Below are 19,259 nucleotides of genomic sequence, written 5' to 3'. Positions count from 1 at the left end.
CGCGGCCCCCTCGGGGGCCGTTTGCCCTTGCGGACTACAGGTAGCCTTCGGAGCGGAAGCTCATCTCGCGTGAGCGCCCGACGATGATGTGATCATGCAGCACCAGGCCAAGCGCCTGGGCTGCCGCATCTATCTGTGCCGTCATGTCGATATCCGCCTGGCTGGGTGTCGGATCGCCGGAGGGGTGGTTGTGCACCAGGATCAGGGCGGAGGCATTGAGGGCAAGCGCCCGTTTCACCACCTCGCGCGGGTAGACGGGCACGTGGTCGACCGTGCCCCTCCCCTGTTCTTCGTCGGCGATCAGCACGTTCTTCCGATCCAGGTAGAGCACCCGAAATTGCTCGGTCTCGCGGTGCGCCATGGCGGTGTGGCAATAGTCGATCAGCGCGTTCCACGAGCTGACGACGGGCCTTCCCATCACCCTTGCCCGCGCCAGCCTTTGCGCGGCGGCCTCGATCAGCTTCAGTTCGCAGATCACGGCCGGCCCGACCTGCGCGACCTCTACCAGATGCTCGGGCGGAGCAGTCACGACCGAGTTGAAATCCCCGAACCGTTCCAGCAGCCGCCTTGCCAGGGGCTTCATGTCCTGCCGCACATTGGCGCGGAACAGCACGAGCTCCAGCATCTCGTAATCCGGCAGGGCATTCGCCCCGCCCTGCATGAAGCGTTCCCGCAGGCGCTTGCGGTGGTCGGCGATATAGGAGGGCAGCTTGCCGGAGGGCAGCGGCACCTCCGGCGCTTCCTCCGAAGGGAAGAGCGGCAGAGAGGCTTCGTGAAAGGCGCGCGGGTCGGTCATGCGCACAGGGTGCGCGAGGGGTGGTTAATGGGGGGTGAAGGGGGGCGAATCTACAGCCTTCATAAAGTTCGTAGAATAGAGCAAAAAATGCGCAGATTTATACCGGAAAATTCTGTATTTTAGCTAGCGTGCTGGCGCATGGTAGATGGCATACGTCAGTGTTGATACCTATTTGAATTGTAAAGTGTTTTGGACGGTCGGACACGTGAACCGAAAATGCCAATGCAAATAGTCAGGATTCTGAAATGAAGAAAATAGATTGGCATCTAAGGATCGGAGTCCTGTCTGTTGTCGTTACTATTGCCTTGGCCTTCCTTGCGATGTGGTGGGATTACATGTTGGAAACAAGGACTTCGAGCTCAGATCGGTCTAATCTCGCTGCTAAAAGTGCGTCTAACCGGGTGTCCACCAAACCGCTGCCTGAGGTCGCCTCCGTCACCAACGATAAGCTTCATGTAGTTATAATAGTCGACATATCTGGTAGTATTGAGGATGAGTATACCCTGCTTAAGAGCCAAGTTAAGTCTTTAGCTGCAGGGTTGTGGAAGTATGGATTTTCAGATTCCATTATCTCGGTAGTTCATACTCCGCTGATAGCTCAAGGTCATGAACAAGATGGTGAGAGGGGCTATGCATATGAACATGAAGTGCCTCCAATTGGGCAGGAAAGCCCTATAGCCCGAACGTTCGAGGTGCCTCGCCAGACGGCAGACATTCTGGAGTACATGGATAGTTTTAGGGCTCATGGGCCAACCGAGTTGGAGCTAGTTCTGCAGGTTTCGACCCGTCTTGTAAGTGAAAGAGCGGCGGAACGAAGAAAGGCAATAGTATTCTTTTTCTCAGACGGTATCGTGAATGCATATCGATCTGGAAACTCTATTTTTGCTAGACCTACTCCCTTTGTCGTAAACCCTTGCGTAGAAGATCCAAATAGCGACCCGGAAATATGCTTGTCAGACCCAAAATTTCTTGATGCCGATGGAGAATTGGTTTTCGGGCTCAGTCAGCTTAATGGAACAGCGGACGGAAGCGACGAGATCGGAAACCTGAAGTTGATTACCGACTACATTGAATCATTCATGGTGGGAGGGTACGGCTGGGCTCAAGAGGACATAATGCAATCGATTTCGACCACGGGTACTTTTGCTTTACTTGAAGGTCCTGAAGATCGGCTACTACGCTGGGTTCCCTGGCTCTACCAGACCGGTAAAGTCAAAGGAAACTATACCCCGTTAGACTAATCTAGAGATGAGTGGGTTAATAAAAAGGGCGGCCCAACGGACCGCCCCTCTCAAATCTCACCGAAGCGCCCGGCCTCAGCTCTTCATCGAATCCCAGAAGCCCTTGACGGATTTGAAGAAACCCTCGCTCTCGGGGTTGTTCTCTTCCGACAGGTCCTCGAACTCGCGCAGCAGTTCCTTCTGGCGCGAGGTCAGGTTCACCGGGGTTTCCACCGCCAGTTCGATGAACATGTCACCCTGACCGCCGCCGCGCAGGGCGGGCATGCCCTTGCCGCGCAGGCGCATCTGGCGGCCCGATTGCGACCCCTCGGGGATCTTCACGCGGGAGCGGCCGCCGTCGATGGTCGGCACCTCGATATCGCCGCCGAGCGCTGCCTTGGCCACCGAGACGGGGACGCGGCAGAAGAGGTTGACGCCCTCACGCTCGAAGATCTCGTGCTTGGCGACCTCGATGAAGATGTAGAGATCGCCCGCCGGACCGCCGCGCAGCCCGGCTTCGCCCTCTCCGCCCAGGCGGATGCGGGTGCCGGTCTCGACGCCTGCGGGGATGTTCACCGACAGCTGGCGATCCCGCTCGACACGGCCCTGGCCGCCACAGGCGGAACAGGGGTTCTTGATGATCTGGCCCATGCCCGAGCAGGTCGGACAGGTGCGCTCGACGGTGAAGAAGCCCTGCTGCGCGCGGACCTTGCCCATGCCCGAGCAGGTCGGGCAGGTGGTGGGCTCTGCCCCGCCTTCGGCACCGGACCCCTCGCAGGTGCCGCATTGCACCGAGGTCGGCACGCGGATGGCCTTCTGCAGGCCGGCGTAGGCCTCTTCCATGGAGATGCGCAGGTTGTAGCGCAGGTCCGAGCCGCGGGTGGCACGCTGGCGTCCGCCGCCGGGCTGACGCCCGCCCATGAAATCGCCGAAGAGGTCGTCGAAGACATCCGAGAAGGCAGAGGCGAAGTCCGCCTGCCCGCCGGCGCCGGGACGGCCACCGCCACCCATGCCGCCCTCGAAGGCCGCGTGACCGTAACGGTCATAGGCAGCTTTCTTGTCGGGGTCCTTCAGGCAGTCATAGGCCTCGTTGGCCTCCTTGAACTGCTCTTCTGCATTGGGGTTGTCCGAGTTGCGGTCGGGGTGAAGCTCTTTCGCCTTCTTGCGATAGGCCTTCTTGATCTCCTCCGCCGAGGCCCCTTTGGCGAGGCCAAGCACCTCGTAGTAATCTCGTTTTGCCACGGTCGGTTATCCCTTGCCTCAGGAACGTGGAAGGCCGGCCCGCCCGAAGGGAGGACCGGCCCCAGAGGTTCCTCAGCGTGGGCTGAAAGGATCAGCCACGCTTGTTGTCATCCAGATCCTCGAAATCGGCGTCGACGATGTCGTCGTCATCCGAAGATCCCTCGGCGGCGCTGTCGGCGGCCTCGGGCTCGTCCGAGCCCTCGTCCATCTGCGACTTGTAGATCGCCTCACCCAGCTTCATCGACGCTTCGGTGACGTTCTGGATGCCCGCCTTGATCTTGTCGGCGTTGCCTTTTTCCAGCTCGTCCTTCAGCGCGGCGACGGCCAGCTCGATCGCCTCGACGGTCGAGGGGTCGACCTTGTCGCCGTGGTCCTCGATCGACTTCTCGGTCGAGTGGATCAGGCTTTCCGCCTGGTTGGTGGCTTCCACCAGCTCGCGGCGCTGCTTGTCCGCCTCGGCGTTCTCCTCGGCGTCCTTGACCATCTGTTCGATGTCGCTGTCCGAGAGGCCACCGGAGGCCTGGATGGTGATCTTCTGCTCCTTGTTGGTGCCCTTGTCCTTGGCAGAGACCGACACGATGCCGTTGGCGTCGATGTCGAAGGTCACCTCGATCTGGGGCATGCCACGCGGCGCCGGCGGGATGTCTTCCAGGTTGAACTGGCCGAGCATCTTGTTGTCGGCGGCCATCTCACGCTCACCCTGGAACACGCGGATCGTCACGGCGTTCTGGTTGTCCTCGGCGGTCGAGAAGACCTGGGACTTCTTGGTGGGGATGGTCGTGTTGCGGTCGATCAGGCGGGTGAAGACACCGCCCAGGGTTTCGATGCCCAGGGACAGCGGGGTCACGTCCAGCAGGACCACGTCCTTCACGTCACCCTGCAGAACGCCGGCCTGGATGGCGGCGCCCATGGCGACGACTTCATCCGGGTTCACGCCCTTGTGGGGTTCCTTGCCGAAGAACTTGGTCACCTCTTCGATGACCTTCGGCATGCGGGTCATGCCGCCGACCAGAACGACTTCGTCGATGTCGGAGGTGGACAGGCCCGCATCCTTCAGGGCTGCCTGGCAGGGCTTCAGCGAGCCCTTGATCAGGTCACCCACCAGGCTTTCCAGCTTGGCACGGGTCAGCTTCATGACCATGTGCAGGGGCTGACCGTTGGCACCCATCGAGATGAAGGGCTGGTTGATCTCGGTCGACTGGCTGGAGGAGAGCTCGATCTTGGCCTTTTCGGCGGCTTCCTTCAGACGCTGCAGGGCCATCTTGTCCTGGGTCAGGTCGACGTTGTGCTCTTTCTTGAACTCGCCGGCCAGGTAGTTGACGATCCGCATGTCGAAGTCTTCGCCACCCAGGAAGGTGTCGCCGTTGGTCGACTTCACTTCAAACAGGCCGTCGTCGATTTCCAGGATCGTGACGTCGAAGGTACCGCCGCCGAGGTCATAGACCGCGATGGTGTGGCTTTCTTCCTTGTCCAGGCCATAGGCGAGGGCAGCGGCGGTCGGCTCGTTGATGATCCGCAGCACTTCCAGACCGGCGATCTTGCCGGCATCCTTGGTGGCCTGACGCTGGGCGTCGTTGAAGTAGGCCGGGACGGTGATGACCGCCTGGTCGACTTCTTCGCCGAGGTAGCTCTCGGCGGTTTCCTTCATCTTGCCGAGGATGAAGGCGGAAATCTGGCTGGGAGAGTACTTCTCGCCCTTGGATTCCACCCATGCATCACCGTTGCCGCCGTCGATGACGTTGAACGGCAGGTTCTTCAGGTCCTTGGCCAGATCCGCGTCGTCTGCACGACGGCCGATCAGGCGCTTCACGCCGAAGATGGTGTTGGTGGAGTTGGTGACGGCCTGGCGCTTTGCGCTCTGGCCGACCAGCCGCTCTTCATCGGTGAAGGCGACGATCGAAGGCGTGGTACGTGCGCCTTCGGAGTTTTCGATAACTTTCGGCTGTGCGCCATCCATAATGGCGACGCAGGAGTTGGTGGTGCCGAGGTCAATCCCGATCACTTTACCCATGTTTGCAATCCCTTCTACTTAAGGCGATGGTCTGGCAGTCCGACCCGATTACGGCATCGGCTCTTCCGAGACCCGGTCCGGCGGGGGTTTCGCCCCGCCCGCCGGGCTTCGAGGGGTATATAAGGAGGGGGTTTCGGGCCTGCAAGCCGCTCACAAGCGCGAGATCGTCAAAAAATACTGCTAATCCCCGCGCCGCTACGTTCTTTGGTGTCGGTTTGGGCGGTTTTCCGGGATTCCGTTCTGCCGATTCTTCCCTTTCCTGCGGGACGTTCCGGGCCCGAGGCGCAGGAAACGGGTTGCCCGAGCGCCCTCCGGGCCTACCCTACGGCCAGGGAAACAGGAGCCCCGGATGAGTCTTCCCCCCAGCCTGACCCTGCGCGGGGTCCAGATCTACCAGCAGGCGCTTGACCGCGCCGCGCAGGAAGCGCTGCTCGAGGATCTGCGCGCCGTGCAGCGTGCCGCGCCGCTCTTTTCGCCCGAGACACGCTTCGGCCGGAAGATGTCGGTGCAGATGACCTCGGCGGGGAAATACGGCTGGTACTCGGACCGGCGCGGCTATCGCTACGAGCGGCGGCATCCCTCGGGGGTGGACTGGCCGCCGATCCCGCAGGCGGTGCTGGAGCTCTGGCATCGTATCACCGGCCTCGACCGCACCCCGGATTGCTGCCTGGTGAACTTCTACCGCGAGGGCGCCCGCATGGGGCTGCACCAGGACCGTGACGAGGCCGATTTCAGCTGGCCCGTGCTGTCGATCTCCCTGGGCGATGACGGGCTTTTCCGCATCGGCAACCTGGAGCGCGGCGGCCCTACCGAGTCGATCTGGCTGCAAAGCGGCGACGTGGCGGTTCTGGGCGGAGAGGCGCGGCTGCTGCACCACGGGGTCGACAAGATCCGCGCGGGGTCTTCCACGCTGCTGGCCCAGGGCGGTCGGATCAACCTGACCTGCCGGGTGGTGGACTAGGGCAGCGGCCCCTCAGCGGCGCGCGTTCCAGCTGAGCGAGGCATGGCGGCGGGTGTAGAACTCTCCGATCATGCCGATGCAGAAGATCGCCACCGCCACGATGAGCGCATAGGTCAGCGACGAGAAATGCGGATTGTAGTTGATGAAGGTGTAGCCGCGCGCCTGGTCGATGGTGTGATAGAGCGGGTTCCAGTCGAAGATGTTGCGCATCGACGGGGGCACCTGGTTGGCGACGAACATCTTGCCCGAGGCGATCATGTTGGCGCGGGTATAGAGCTGGGCGGCAATGCCGGTGAACTCGGGGAACCAGGGTTTCAGCGCCAGGAAGCAGACTCCGACCGCGATTCCGTAGAACCAGGCCACCATGATGCAGGCGAAGGCCCCGGCGGGATCGTAGATGTCGAAGGGCGTGACCGCGACGTGGTAGACGAAGAGGATCACGAAGAGCGTCAGGATCTGCAGGTAGAGCGTCGACATCGCCGAGGAGGCCAGCGCGATCAGCGTGTTCATCGGCGCGTGTTTCATCATCGGAGAGCTGGGGCCATCCGCCCCCATCACCGCCGAGACCGTCTTCACGTGTGTCATGTAGAGGAAGATCCCCGAGAGCATGAACAACAGGAAGTCGCCCCGGATCGCCGTGCGGCGCAGCCCGAGGATGGCGAACATGCCGTAGAAGACCGCCAGCATGATCGCCACGCGGATCAGGTTGTTGACGATCGACAGGATCGCGTTGTTGTGGCTCTTGCGGATGTTGTGGGCGGTGGAATGGAAGATGAGCTCTGCCATCGAGATGGCAGATTGCAGCCGTGTCTTCCTGGCGCGTTGCTGAAACATATGCCGAAACTCTGCCCTGGACCCGCCCGACCGCCGTTTCGGCGTGCCATTGGGGGTCTGTCCTGGGGCGAAGATAACCTGCCCTGCGGTGTCAGGCAAATGGGGTGATCACCCGCGCGATCAAGGGCGCCTTTCCCGGCATGTTCCCGGTGACCGAGGGCCCCGCCCCGAGGCCTTCGCGCAACACCCCTGACCCTCCGGACGGCTTGCCCGCCCCGGTTGTGCTGCGGCGCGGCGGCGTGAAAGCGCCGGCAACAGGCCCTTTGCCGGTTGTTTCGGCGGGCCGGCCCGGCCCGCGTGGCCGCGTGTTGCCGAAGGGCGCGCCCCGGCGGGCCTTGCGGGCGCGGGCCATGTGTTCCCTGGGTGCCTCCGTGACAGAGTTGTTGAATTACAAAAGCTTAGGGTGGTCCTTCGGCGGGGTCCGCTCGGATCTCAGCTTGGCGCGGGGCTGCCTGTGCTCCTGCTGACGGGGGCCAGAGGTGATGCGCGGGGCCTCCGGATCATGGATCCAATCACATTTTGCTTATTTCGTGGACTGCACTACCATGACCAGAAGCGCCCTGCGTCCGGCAGCGGCGCAATCGGAGCGCATGGGTGGAAGAGGAAGGCATCCCGGCTCGCGGCGAAAACTTTGGCAGATTCCGGGCAATGAGCCGCCCGTGGTCATCAAAGTCACCCGTCTGCTGTGGTAACTCCCCAGGGATTAAGCAATGGTCATCTTGGTCAGAGATTATTGGTCCATTCTACCTATCCAGCCGTGCGCGAAAGCCTCGGCATTCTTGTTGAAGCTGATGGGTCCTTGAACCCGAAGCACAGTCATTGAGGGCAAACAGTGAAGAACAAAGTCACCAAAGCCATTTTCCCCGTTGCCGGCCTGGGCACCCGTTTCCTTCCCGCGACGAAGTCGGTTCCGAAGGAGATCATGACCCTGGTTGACCGCCCGCTCATCCAGTACGCGATCGACGAGGCCCGCGCCGCCGGGATCGAGGAATTCATTTTCGTCACCTCGCGGGGCAAATCCGCGCTCGAGGATTACTTCGACCACAGCGCCATCCTGGAAGCCGAGCTTCAGGCCAAGGGCAAGGACGACCTGCTTGAGGTGCTCAAGTCCACCTACATGGACAGCGGTCAGATCGCCTATATCCGCCAGCACAAGGCCCTGGGCCTGGGTCACGCGGTCTGGTGTGCCCGCCGCCTGCTGCGCGCCGATGAACCCTTCGCGGTGATCCTGCCCGACGATGTCATCGCCGCCGAGAAGCCCTGCCTGCAGCAGATGGTCGAAGCCTTTGAAGAGAACCCCGCCTGCATGGTCGCCGCCATGGAAGTGCCCTCGGACAAGGCCAAGTCCTACGGTATCCTCGACGTGAAAGAGGACATGGGCTCTGTCGTGTCGGTCAAGGGCATGGTCGAGAAGCCCGCCCCCGGCACCGAGCCGTCGAACCTGGCGGTCATCGGCCGCTACGTGCTGACGCCGAATGTCATGGAAAACCTGCACCAGATGAAGACCGGCGCCGGTGGAGAGATCCAGCTGACCGACGCCATCGCCGACGAACTCACCGCCGGGCGCCCCGTCCACGGGTTCCGTTTCAACGGCCAGCGCTTCGACTGCGGCTCGAAGGCCGGGTTCCTGCAGGCCACCGTGTCCTTCGGTCTGGCCCGTGACGACCTGCGCGACGAGCTGATGGGCTACCTGCAGGATGTGGTTCAGCATCCGCAGGCCGCACAGTAAGGACGCAGGCCTTGGAGAACGTCCTCGTGACAGGGGGTGCGGGCTATATCGGCTCGCACGCCTGCAAGGCCCTGAAACGGGCCGGCTATACGCCCGTCACCTTCGATTCCCTTGTCACCGGATGGGAAGATTCGGTGAAATTCGGGCCTTTTGAACAAGGTGACCTTCTGGACCGCGCCCGATTGGACGCGGTCTTTGCCAAGTATGAGCCCGTCGCCGTGATGCATTTCGCCGCCCTCAGCCAGGTCGGCGAAAGCATGAAGGAGCCGGGGCTCTACTGGCGCAACAACGTCATGGGCTCTCTCAACCTGATCGAGGCCGCCGTTGGCGCGGGCTGCATGAATTTCGTCTTCTCCTCGACCTGCGCCACCTATGGCGAACACGACAACGTCGTGCTGGACGAAGAGACGCCGCAGCATCCGATCAACGCCTATGGCGCCTCCAAGCAGGCGGTGGAAGAGATCCTGAAGAACTTCGGCGAGGCCTACGGGCTGCGCCACGTGATCTTCCGCTACTTCAATGTCGCCGGCGCCGATCCCGAAGGCGAAGTGGGCGAGCATCACCGCCCCGAGACCCACCTGATTCCCATCATGCTGGAGGCCATCGACGGCCAGCGCGATGCGCTGACCATCTTCGGCACCGATTACGACACCCCCGACGGCACCTGCATCCGCGATTACGTCCATGTCTGCGACCTGGTGGATGCCCATGTGCTGGGGGTGAAGTGGCTGGAGAACGGCAAGGGCAACCGGGTGTTCAACCTGGGCACCGGCTCTGGCTTCTCGGTGCGGCAGGTGATGGACCAGTCACGTGTGGTGACCAACAAGGAGGTGCCGCACCGCGAGGGGCCGCGCCGGCCGGGCGATTGCACCAAGCTGGTGTCGGGCTCGGTCCGCGCCGAGACGGAACTGGGCTGGACTCCGCAGCGCTCAAGCCTCGATATGATGATCGAGGATGCATATCGGTGGCACAGGACAGGATCATATCAGAAGTGAGCCGCGGCGCGGACGGGGGGCCTCCGGGTCCGCCGCCGCGTCCCGGCCCGTGGCGGCGCTATCGGCAGAGGCTGTTGCGCCGCCGTCTGCTTTGGCGCGCGTTCCGGGCCCGTCATGCGCTGAGCCCGCTCTCCGACCGCACCGACGGGATCTCGGACGGCGAGGTTCTGCTTTTCGTTTGCCTGCGCAACGAGGCGCTCAGGCTGCCCTACTTCATGAGCCATTACCGTAGCCTCGGGGTGTCCCACTTCCTTGTCGTGGACAATGGAAGCCAGGATGGCTCCGCCGAGTGGATGGCCGACCAGGGCGATGTCTCGATCTGGCGCACAGGGCGCAGCTACCGGGCCGCGCGGTTTGGCATGGACTGGCTGGGCTGGCTGCTGATGCGCCACGGCCATGGTCACTGGTGCCTGACGGTGGATGCCGACGAGCTTCTGGTGACGCCGGGCATGGAGAGCCTGCCGCGCCTGACCCGCCGCCTGGAGGTCGCCGGGCGCCCGGCCATGGGCGCGCTGATGCTGGATCTGCTACCCGAGGCGCCCCTGGGCCAGGGCATCTACCAGCCGGGCGAGGACCCGGTGCAGCTGCTGACCCATTTTGACCCCGGCCCCTTCCGCGCCCGCTGGCAGGCGCGGCACGGCAATCTCTGGCTGCAGGGCGGCAGCCGCGACCGGGTCTTCTTCGCCGAGACCCCGGAGCGCGCGCCGACGCTGAACAAGCTGCCGCTGGTCCGGTGGAACCGCCGCTACGCCTATCTGAACTCGACCCATTCGCTGCTGCCGGCGCGGCTCAACGCGCTTTATTCCGGGCCCGAGGGCGATGACCCCTCGGGGGTGCTGCTGCACACCAAGTTCCTGCCCGACAGTCCTAGCCGGGCCCGCGAAGAGCGCAGCCGGCGCGAGCATTTCGGCGCGCCCGAGGACTTCGATGATTACTATCGCGCCGTCGCGGCGGGGGCGCAGATGCTCTCTCCTGCGAGCCTGCGCTACGAAAGCCCCGAGCAGCTGGAATATCTTGGCCTGATGCAAGCGCTGAAGCTTCCCTGAGCCCTGATGCCCCGCCCTGCTGCCAAGTTCCCGCTTTCAGTGGGTTCCTTTTTCATAGAGAAATGACTTGTAGAAGGATCGAAACAATGGCGGGGCCGGGACGCAGCCCGGTCGGGGAGCAGCGCATTGGGCCTGATGGACGCCTACAAACTGGGACGAGAGAGGCGCTTTCATCTCTACCGCGCCCTGCGCAAACGCCATCAGCTCAAGCCCGTAAGCAACCGTGCCCGCAAGATCCGCCGCCGCGATATCCTGGCCTTCACGACGCTGCGAAACGAGCGCGTCCGGCTGCCCTACTTCCTTGAATACTACCGCGATCTGGGGGTGAATCATTTCCTTTTCGTGGACAATGACAGCAGCGATGGCTCCCGAGAGTACCTGGCCGGGCAGGAGGATTGCTCGGTCTGGACCACCTCGGCCAGCTACCGGCAGTCGCGTTACGGCATGGATTGGATCAACTGGCTCTTGATGCGCTACGGCCACGAGCACTGGTGCCTGACCGTCGATCCCGACGAGTTCTTCGTCTACCCCTTCTGCGACACCCGCCCCATGGCCGCGCTCTGCGACTGGCTGGACGCCTGCGAGATCCGCTCGTTCTCGGCCATGCTGCTGGACATGTACCCCAAGGGGCCGCTCAGCGCGCAGCCCTACGTCGAAGGGCAGGACCCGCTTGAGATCGCCTGCTGGTTCGATGCGGGAAATTACACCATCAGCCGCAACTGGAAGCACGGAAACCTGTGGATCCAGGGCGGTCCGCGCATGCGGGTCTTCTTCGACGATGACCCCTGGAAGGCTCCGGCGCTGAACAAGATCCCGCTGGTGCGCTGGAGCCGGCGCTACGCCTACAACTCCTCGACCCATTCGCTGCTGCCACGCGGGCTGAACCTGGTCTTCGATGAGTGGGGCGGCGAGAAGGCCTCGGGCGCGCTGCTGCACACCAAGTTCCTGGATACCTTCGGCGCCAAGGCCCAGGAAGAGCTGCTGCGCGGTCAGCACTACGGCAAGTCGCGCGAATATATCGCCTATCACGAGCGCCTGCAGGCCGACCCCGATCTGTGGTGCAAATGGAGCGAGAAATACATCAACTGGCGCCAGCTCGAGATTCTCGGGCTGATGTCCAAGGGGAACTGGGCATGAGCGTCGGCATCGTCATGCTGGTGCACACCGCCCTTGGCCGGGCCGAGCAGGTGGCGCGGCACTGGGCCGCTGCCGGTTGCCCGGTGGTGATCCATGTCGATGCCAAGGTCTCGGATCGCCGCTACAAGGCCTTTCGCGAGGCGCTGTCGGATGTGGCCCTGATCCGTTTCAGCAGCCGACATGTCTGTACCTGGGGCGCCTGGGGCATCGTCGCCGCCACCCAGGATGCCTGCGAGATGCTGCTGGGGGACCATGCGGAGGTGCAGCATGTCTTCCTGTCCTCGGGCTCCTGCCTGCCTCTGCGCCCGGTGGACGAGCTGAAGACCTACCTGGCCGCCCGTCCGCGCACCGATTTCATCGAAAGCGCCACCACGGCCGATGTGCCCTGGACCGTCGGCGGCCTGGACGAGGAACGCTTCACCCTGCGCTTCCCCTTCTCGTGGAAGACCCAGCGACGGGCCTTCGACAGATACGTGGAGTTCCAGCGCAAGCTGGGCTTTCGCCGCCGTATCCCCGATGGCGTGGTGCCGCATATGGGCAGCCAGTGGTGGTGCCTGACCCGGCAGACCCTTCAGGCCATCCTGACGGACCCGCAGCGCGCCGAGTACGACCGCTACTTCCGCAAGGTCTGGATTCCGGACGAAAGCTATTTCCAGACCCTGGCGCGCAAGCATTCCACCCATGTGGAAAGCCGCTCTCTGACGCTGTCGAAGTTCGATTTCCAGGGCAAGCCGCATATCTTCTACGACGATCACCTGCAGCTGCTGCGCCGTTCGGATTGCTTCGTCGCCCGCAAGATCTGGCCCCATGCCAACCGGCTCTACCGGGTCTTCCTGACCGATGCCGAAGGCGCGATGAAGCGGCGCGAGCCGAACCCCGGCAAGATCGACCGCATCTTCTCGACCGCCTCGGAGCGGCGCACCCGCGGGCGCACCGGGCTCTACATGCAGTCGCGCTTCCCGCGCGAGGGCTGGGAGGGCGGGCTCACCGGGGCCAGGTATTCGGTCTTCCAGGGGTTCACCGAGCTCTTCGAGGATTTCGAGGCCTGGCTGTCGCGCACCGCGGGCTGCCGCGTGCATGGCCAGATCTTCGGCCCCGGCGACGCCGAGTTCTCGGGGGGGCAGCAGGTGATCAACGGCGCGCTGACGGCCAAGGCGGCGCTGCGCGATCACAGCCCGCGCACCTTCCTGACCAACCTGATCTGGAACACCCGTGGCGAGCGCCAGTGCTTCCAGTATTCCCCCCGCGCCAACCAGGCGGTTGCCTGGGACATGGCCAAGGATGGCAACGCCCATGTCTCGGTCATTGCCGGGGCCTGGGCGGTGCCGCTCTTCCGCACCCGCCGCCCCTTCGAGGAGATCCGCCGCGAGGCCGCGCGGCTGCAACGGATCGAGCATGAGTTTCTGGATGCGCTGCGCTCTCCCTGGGCGAAGGCGCGGGCGCAGATCTGGTCCATGGCCGAGGTGGTCGAGGCCCCCTCCGAGGCGCTGCAGGCCAGCATCGACGAGATGGGCCTGCGCACCGCCCGACGCCTGCCCGAGCTCCCCGAGATGCGCGACCTGACGGGGTTCGGGGCCTTCCTGCAATCGCTGAAGAACCAGGGGATGCACCCCTACCTGATGGGCGATTTCCCCGCCGAGGTCGACGAGCCGGCCCAGGACGAAGAGCCAGACGACAAGCCGCGCCGACCCTATATGGTGAAGAAATAGATGACCCGCTTCCACTCCTTCATCCTGCTCGCCGAGATGCGCACCGGCTCGAATCTTCTCGAGGCCAACCTGAATGCGCTTGAGGGCGTCTCGTGCCTGGGCGAGGTCTTCAACCCGGCCTTCATCGCCTATCCCAATGCCGAGGACTGCCTCGGCTTCGACAAGGCGGCGCGGGATGCCGACCCCCTTGCGCTGTTGCAGGCGATACGCCAGGCGCCGGGGCTCAACGGGTTCCGCTTCTTCCACGACCATGACCAGCGGGTGCTGGACCTGCTGCTGACCGATCCCGGCTGCGCCAAGATCGTGCTGACCCGCAACCCGGCGGAAAGCTATGTCAGCTGGAAGATCGCCCAGGCCACCGGCCAGTGGAAGCTGACCGACGTGCGCCGCCGCAAGGAGACCCGCGCCTCTTTCGACGCCGCCGAGTTCGAGGCCCACCTCGAGGCGCTCCAGGGCTTCCAGATGCGCGTGATGCGCAGCCTCCAGGTCACCGGGCAGACCGCCTTCTATGTCGATTACGACGACCTGCAGAGCCTCGAGGTGATGAACGGGCTGGCCGCCTTCCTGGGCGTCGAGGCGCGGCTGGAGGGGCTGGAGCAGAAGCTGAAGGTGCAGAACCCCGAGCCCCTCTCCGAGAAGGTCGAGAACTTCGCGGAGATGGCCGAGAGCCTCGCCCGGCTGGACCGTTTCAACCTCTCGCGCACCCCGAACTTCGAGCCCCGGCGCGGGCCGCAGGTGCCCAGTTTCGCCGCCTGCCGGGACGTGCCGCTGCTCTACATGCCGGTGAAGGGCGGGCCCGAGCGGCAGGTCTTGCAGTGGCTGGCCGCGCTGGAGGGGGGCAAGCCGCGGGATTTGCAGAGAAAACTCAGCCAGAAGGAGCTGCGGCAATGGCTGCGGGCGCGGCCCGGACATCGCAGCTTCACCGTGCTGCCCCATCCCGTCCGGCGGGCGCACAGGGTGTTCTGTGACAAGATCCTGGGCGGCGGTTTCGCCGAGATCCGCAAGGTGCTGCGCCAGCGCTACAAGCTGCCCATCCCCGGCACGCCCGGTGGTGCCTATTCGCAGGAGCAGCACCGCGAGGCCTTCCTGGGCTTCCTGGGTTTCCTGAAGGCCAACCTGGCGCAGCAGACCGGCCTCAGGATCGACCCCCATTGGGCCAGCCAGGCGGCGGTGCTCGAGGGGTTCTCTCAGTTCGTCACGCCGGACCTGGTGCTGCGCGAGGACGAGATGGAGGCCGATCTGGCGCATCTCGCCGCCCGTGTCGGGCGCGCGGCGCCGCAGCTGGCGGAGGGGCCGAAGGACAGCCCATTCGAGCTGGCGGAGATATACGACGAAGAGATCGAGGCCGCCGCCGCAGATGCCTATGCGCGTGACTACCTGCTGTTCGGCTTCGGCCCCTGGCGGTAGCAGGGCCCGCCCGCGGCCTGGGTACCGGCGCGGTGGTGGCGCCCCGGGACTTCACCGGGTTGAACCGGGCGCCTGGCTTCGACCTTGCGGTCTTCCGCTTGCAGCCCTGGTCGCGCGGCCGCCCCGGTCAGGCGGCCTGAACGTTCTGGTCCGAGGTCAGCAGCGCGTAGAGCGTCGAGGCATCGGGATTGGCGCGCAGCTTGCGGCACAGCGCCTGGTCGCGCAGCGAACGCGAGACGAGGGCCAGGGCCTTCAGGTGATCGACACCGGCTTCCTGCGGCGCGAAGAGCGCAAAGACCAGGTCCACCGGCTGGCGGTCGATGGCGTCGAAATCGACGGGCTTCTCGAGCATGATGAAGCAGCCACGGACCGAATCCACGCCGTCCAGGCGCGCATGCGGAAGCGCAACGCCATGGCCGACGCCGGTAGGGCCGAGCGATTCACGCTCTTGCAGCGCCTCGACAACGCGCGACTGGTTCAGCTTCAGAGCCGAATGGGCCAGTTCGCCAACGTCATGCAAAAGGCGTTTCTTGCTCGAAGCCGAGGCGATCACCTTGATCGCCTCGGGCTTGAGGATCTGTGACAGTTTCATTCTGCCTCACGTTTTTCGGGCGGTTCACCCCTGCAGAGGGGCGCCATGGCCTCTAACTGCGTGGGTCGATCCAGCCGATATTTCCATCATCGCGGCGATACACCACGTTCAGCCCGTTCTTACCTTCATTTCGGAACACCAACACCGGGGCTCCGGCCAGTTCCATTTGCATGACGGCCTCGCCGACGGAGAGCGACGGGATCCGGGTTTCCATTTCCGCCACGATGACGGGTTGCAGGCTTTCCGGTTCAGGGTCCGTGCTCTCTTGATCCGAGGCGAGGATATACGAGGACCCCTCCATAATTTCAACCGGGGTCGCCCGCGTTTTGTGGTGGTCCTTCAACCGGCGCTTGTAACGGCGCAGCTGCTTCTCCATCTTGTCGCAGCATTTCTCGAAAGCGGCGTAAATTTCGGTCGAATTTGCCTTGGCCTGGGCGGTCAGCCCGGTCGACAGGTGAACGGTGGTTTCGCAGGTATATTCGTGGGCGTCCTTGGAGAAGGTCACGCTCGCGTCCGTAGGTCGTTCGGCGTATTTCGCAATTGCCGCGTTCACGCCGTCCTTGACGTGGGTTTGCAACGCATCGCCGATGTCGATCTGTTTGCCGGTGATCTTGTAACGCATTCCGTCTCCTCTCATGACATGTCGGGCGTCAGCCTGCGGCGGGTGCCGCGGGCTCAGGCTCGAATGCTGCGGAAAATCGACAGGTTGCGGCGCCAATATCCCCCGCTTCCGCAAGGGCGGACCGAAAATCCGAATTCGGCGTGTCGCAAAGCTGTCATGGGTTCATTTGACGAGGAGTCGGGCGCTTCTGTCAATGAAATCCGGTAGGGTAGCTTGCCAAGGCGTAACCCTGCCCATGCCGGTGCGGCCTTGGGCTTTTTCCCGCCCTCTCAAGGGTTTGTGAGGGAAATGCCCTTGAAAACCGCGCCGGGACCGCACGGAAAAATCACTTGGATTGGCCCGGTTTGCGGGGCGGCCCGAGGTGGCCGGTGTCAGCCGATGCGGAAAGAGTCGCCAAGGTAGACGCGGCGCACATTGTCGTTCTGCACCACTTCGTCGGGGGTGCCCGACATCAGCACCTTGCCGTCGTGCAGGATATAGGCGCGGTCGACGATCTCGAGGGTTTCGCGGACGTTGTGATCGGTGATCAGCACCCCGATGCCGCGGGTTTTCAGGTCCGCCACCAGGTGGCGGATATCCGCGACCGAGATCGGATCGACGCCGGCGAAGGGCTCGTCCAGCAGCAGGTACTTGGGTTCGGCGGCAAGGCAGCGGGCGATCTCGACCCGGCGTCTTTCGCCGCCCGACAGGGCCAGGGCGGGGGCGCGGCGGAGGTGCTCGATCGAGAATTCCGACAGCAGTTCTTCCAGCCGCTCGCGCCGCTTGTGGCGGTCGGAATAGGTGATGTCGAGAATCGAGGCGATGTTGTCCTCGACGTTCATGCCGCGGAAGATCGACATCTCCTGCGGCAAATAGCCTATGCCCAGCTTGGCGCGGCGATACATCGGCAGGCCGGTCACGTCGGTGCCGTCGAGAATCACCCGGCCGCCCTCGGGAATCACCAGCCCGGCGATGGAATAGAAGGTGGTCGTCTTGCCGGAGCCATTGGGCCCGAGCAGCGCCACCACCTCGCCCCGGTCCAGGCTCATCGAGACATCGCGGATCACCACGCGCTTGCGATAGGCCTTGCGCAGGGACTGGATGCGCAGGCCCTGCTGACCTTCCTCAAGCGTGAGATGGGCGGCGGTCATGGCTCAGTTACCGTCCTGGGTCAGGAAGGTGCGCACGCGGCCTTCCATCACGGCGGTGCCGGCGTCGACATTGATGCGCATCCGCTCGGCCGAGATGGTCGAGAGGCCGCGCACCAGCAGCACGTTGCCGGAAAGCACGAGATCGCCATCCTCGACAGCGTAATCGGCGCGATCGGCCTCGGCGGCGTCCTCGCCCGAGACCAGGGTCACACCGCCGGTGGCTTCGAGCCGCTCGATGCGGGACTGGTCCTCGTCATAGATCACCTCGACCCTGGCGGCGGTCAGGCGCATTTCGTCCTGCTCGACCAGCACGGCCCCCTGGAAGATCGCCGCGCCATCGTCCTGGCTGACCGAGAGCGTCTCGGATTCGACCTGGATCGGTGCGGCGCTGTCCGAGGCGGTGCCGAAGGGGATCGAGGTCTCCTGGGCCTGGGCGCCGAGGCTCATCGCGGCAAGCATCCCGGTCACGAGGGTGAGGCTGCGCAGCGAAATCTGGCGGGTCTTGGCGCGGGTCATGGCGGTCACTCCTCGGTCGTTCCGGGCAGATATACCAGCTTCACCCCTTGGGTGAAAACCAAATAGGGCTTGCCGGTTTCCGGGTCGGTGGTCAGTTCCATGCGCCCGGCGGTGAAGCGGCCCGGCGGACCTTCGGCGCGGATCTCTCCGGCGGTCTGGGCGCGCAGGGCCTTCATGCCCATGTCGATCTCTTCGGTCTGGATCCGGTAGCCGGTGGTGGTGGTGATCAGCACCCCGCCCGCCAGCGTCGCGGTATCGGCGGGCTGGTCGATCAGCCCCGTCGCGGCGCTGACGTCGAGCCCGTTGCCGGAGGTCATGTCGATCCGCGCGTTGAGCTCGGTGGCGTCGAGCCGGTTGTCGTCGCGGGGGCGGGCCTCGGCGGCGGTGAAGGCGATCAGGTCGCCCTCGGCACTGGCGCCGGCGAAGCTGGGCCGGGTGACGCGCTGGCTGCGGGCGGATTCCTCGAGGTCGATGGTCGAGAAGGGGATCTCGGCCATGGGATCGGCATTGTCCGAGAGCAGGAAGAGCGTCGACAGCAGGGCCATGGCCGCCAGCGGCAGGGCGATCTTCAGCCAGCGGATATACCGGGCGCGGGATGCCTCGCTGACGGCCATTGGCGCTCCTTACGAATGGGCGAAGATGTCGATCTCGGGCCAGCCGGCCAGGTCGAGCTTGGCGCGCATCGGCAGGAAGTCGAAGCAGGCCTGGGCCATCTCCGTGCGGCCTTCACGGGCGAGGCGCTGGTCCAGCTTGTCGCGCAGCTGGTGCAGGTAGAGGACATCCGAGGCCGCGTAGTCGAGCTGCGCATCGGTCAGCTCGGGCGCGCCCCAGTCCGACATCTGCTGCTGTTTCGAGATATCGACGCCGATCAGCTCCTGGGTCAGGTTCTTCAGCCCGTGGCGGTCGGTATAGGTGCGCACCAGCCGGCTGGCGATCTTGGTGCAATAGACCGGCGCGGCGAGCGCGCCGAAGGCATTGTACATGGCCGCGATGTCGAAGCGCCCGAAGTGGAAGAGCTTCAGGACCTGCGGGTCCTCCAGCATGCGGCAGAGGTTCGGGGCCTCGGTTTGGCCCTTCTCGACCTGGACGATATGGGAATTGCCGTCGCCCCCGGACATCTGGATCACGCAGAGCCGGTCGCGGTGCGGGTTCAGGCCCATGGTCTCGCAGTCGATGGCCACCACGGGGCCGAGGTCCAGACCGTCGGGCAGGTCGTTCTTGTACAGGTGATTGGTCACGGGCGGCATCCTTCGGCAGTTGGAAATGACTTAGGGCGTTGCGGGGCAGGATGCAAATGTCGCTTGGGGGTGGG

The 19,259-nt window shown here is 64.1% G+C and carries 18 protein-coding genes; 8 read left to right on the top strand and 10 right to left on the bottom strand.

Going from position 1 to position 19,259, the window contains the following annotated elements:
* Window positions 1-34 precede the first annotated feature (34 nt).
* Complete coding sequence (gene radC, locus CRO50_RS02165) at window positions 35-796, bottom strand: RadC family protein (protein ID WP_097144223.1); 762 nt, start codon at window positions 794-796, stop codon at window positions 35-37.
* Window positions 797-1,041: 245 nt separating this feature from the next.
* Between radC and CRO50_RS19855 the strand changes: the two genes are divergently transcribed.
* Window positions 1,042-2,037 (top strand): vWA domain-containing protein, encoded by a 996-nt coding sequence (locus CRO50_RS19855; protein ID WP_143516839.1) that lies wholly within the window; start codon window positions 1,042-1,044, stop codon window positions 2,035-2,037.
* A gap of 75 nt (window positions 2,038-2,112) precedes the next feature.
* Here CRO50_RS19855 and dnaJ read toward each other — a convergent pair whose 3' ends face one another.
* The gene (dnaJ, locus tag CRO50_RS02160) at window positions 2,113-3,258 is read right to left on the bottom strand and encodes a molecular chaperone DnaJ (protein ID WP_097144222.1); all 1,146 of its coding nucleotides are present in this window, start codon (window positions 3,256-3,258) and stop codon (window positions 2,113-2,115) included.
* 91 nt (window positions 3,259-3,349) lie between these two features.
* Entirely contained in the window at window positions 3,350-5,269 is a 1,920-nt protein-coding gene (gene dnaK, locus CRO50_RS02155) for a molecular chaperone DnaK (protein ID WP_097144221.1), read from the bottom strand.
* 349 nt (window positions 5,270-5,618) lie between these two features.
* Between dnaK and CRO50_RS02150 the strand changes: the two genes are divergently transcribed.
* A complete protein-coding gene (locus CRO50_RS02150; RefSeq protein ID WP_097144220.1) occupies window positions 5,619-6,230 on the top strand; it encodes an alpha-ketoglutarate-dependent dioxygenase AlkB family protein in 612 nt (203 codons plus the stop codon).
* A gap of 12 nt (window positions 6,231-6,242) precedes the next feature.
* Here CRO50_RS02150 and CRO50_RS02145 read toward each other — a convergent pair whose 3' ends face one another.
* The gene (locus CRO50_RS02145; RefSeq protein ID WP_097144219.1) at window positions 6,243-7,064 is read right to left on the bottom strand and encodes an ABC transporter permease; all 822 of its coding nucleotides are present in this window, start codon (window positions 7,062-7,064) and stop codon (window positions 6,243-6,245) included.
* Between the two features lie 832 nt (window positions 7,065-7,896).
* On the opposite strand from CRO50_RS02145, the gene CRO50_RS02140 reads away from it, so the two are divergent.
* From CRO50_RS02140 to CRO50_RS02115, 6 genes are all read left to right on the top strand, one after another.
* Window positions 7,897-8,793 carry a UTP--glucose-1-phosphate uridylyltransferase gene (locus CRO50_RS02140; RefSeq protein WP_097144218.1) on the top strand — a complete coding sequence of 299 codons (897 nt, stop codon included), beginning with the start codon at window positions 7,897-7,899 and terminating at the stop codon, window positions 8,791-8,793.
* Window positions 8,794-8,804: 11 nt separating this feature from the next.
* Complete coding sequence (galE, locus tag CRO50_RS02135; RefSeq protein WP_097144217.1) at window positions 8,805-9,788, top strand: UDP-glucose 4-epimerase GalE; 984 nt, start codon at window positions 8,805-8,807, stop codon at window positions 9,786-9,788.
* A gap of 74 nt (window positions 9,789-9,862) precedes the next feature.
* The gene (locus tag CRO50_RS02130; protein WP_232617775.1) at window positions 9,863-10,834 is read left to right on the top strand and encodes a glycosyltransferase family 2 protein; all 972 of its coding nucleotides are present in this window, start codon (window positions 9,863-9,865) and stop codon (window positions 10,832-10,834) included.
* A gap of 135 nt (window positions 10,835-10,969) precedes the next feature.
* Complete coding sequence (locus CRO50_RS02125) at window positions 10,970-11,971, top strand: glycosyltransferase family 2 protein (RefSeq protein WP_179747188.1); 1,002 nt, start codon at window positions 10,970-10,972, stop codon at window positions 11,969-11,971.
* On the top strand, window positions 11,968-13,680 hold the full coding sequence (locus CRO50_RS02120; RefSeq protein WP_097144214.1) for a DUF5927 domain-containing protein: 1,713 nt from the start codon (window positions 11,968-11,970) through the stop codon (window positions 13,678-13,680). Before CRO50_RS02125 ends, CRO50_RS02120 begins: the two co-directional genes overlap by 4 nt.
* Window positions 13,681-15,087 carry a nodulation protein NodH gene (locus CRO50_RS02115; protein WP_097144213.1) on the top strand — a complete coding sequence of 469 codons (1,407 nt, stop codon included), beginning with the start codon at window positions 13,681-13,683 and terminating at the stop codon, window positions 15,085-15,087.
* Between the two features lie 127 nt (window positions 15,088-15,214).
* Here CRO50_RS02115 and CRO50_RS02110 read toward each other — a convergent pair whose 3' ends face one another.
* The 6 genes from CRO50_RS02110 to CRO50_RS02085 form a co-directional block, all read right to left on the bottom strand.
* A complete protein-coding gene (locus CRO50_RS02110; protein WP_097144212.1) occupies window positions 15,215-15,679 on the bottom strand; it encodes a PTS sugar transporter subunit IIA in 465 nt (154 codons plus the stop codon).
* A 52-nt stretch (window positions 15,680-15,731) separates the two neighbouring features.
* The gene (gene hpf / locus CRO50_RS02105) at window positions 15,732-16,301 is read right to left on the bottom strand and encodes a ribosome hibernation-promoting factor, HPF/YfiA family (protein WP_097144211.1); all 570 of its coding nucleotides are present in this window, start codon (window positions 16,299-16,301) and stop codon (window positions 15,732-15,734) included.
* Window positions 16,302-16,672: 371 nt separating this feature from the next.
* On the bottom strand, window positions 16,673-17,431 hold the full coding sequence (gene lptB / locus CRO50_RS02100) for an LPS export ABC transporter ATP-binding protein (protein ID WP_097144210.1): 759 nt from the start codon (window positions 17,429-17,431) through the stop codon (window positions 16,673-16,675).
* Between the two features lie 3 nt (window positions 17,432-17,434).
* A complete protein-coding gene (locus CRO50_RS02095) occupies window positions 17,435-17,947 on the bottom strand; it encodes an LptA/OstA family protein (RefSeq protein ID WP_232617776.1) in 513 nt (170 codons plus the stop codon).
* Between the two features lie 5 nt (window positions 17,948-17,952).
* Window positions 17,953-18,561, bottom strand: coding sequence for a hypothetical protein (locus CRO50_RS02090; protein ID WP_097144209.1), 609 nt, complete (start codon window positions 18,559-18,561; stop codon window positions 17,953-17,955).
* 9 nt (window positions 18,562-18,570) lie between these two features.
* Complete coding sequence (locus tag CRO50_RS02085) at window positions 18,571-19,185, bottom strand: ribonuclease D (RefSeq protein ID WP_097144208.1); 615 nt, start codon at window positions 19,183-19,185, stop codon at window positions 18,571-18,573.
* Window positions 19,186-19,259: the final 74 nt, after the last annotated feature.

Source organism: Pseudooceanicola antarcticus (assembly GCF_900215355.1).
Classification (GTDB): domain Bacteria; phylum Pseudomonadota; class Alphaproteobacteria; order Rhodobacterales; family Rhodobacteraceae; genus Pseudooceanicola; species Pseudooceanicola antarcticus.
This window is presented reverse-complemented; position numbering and strand designations above follow the sequence as displayed.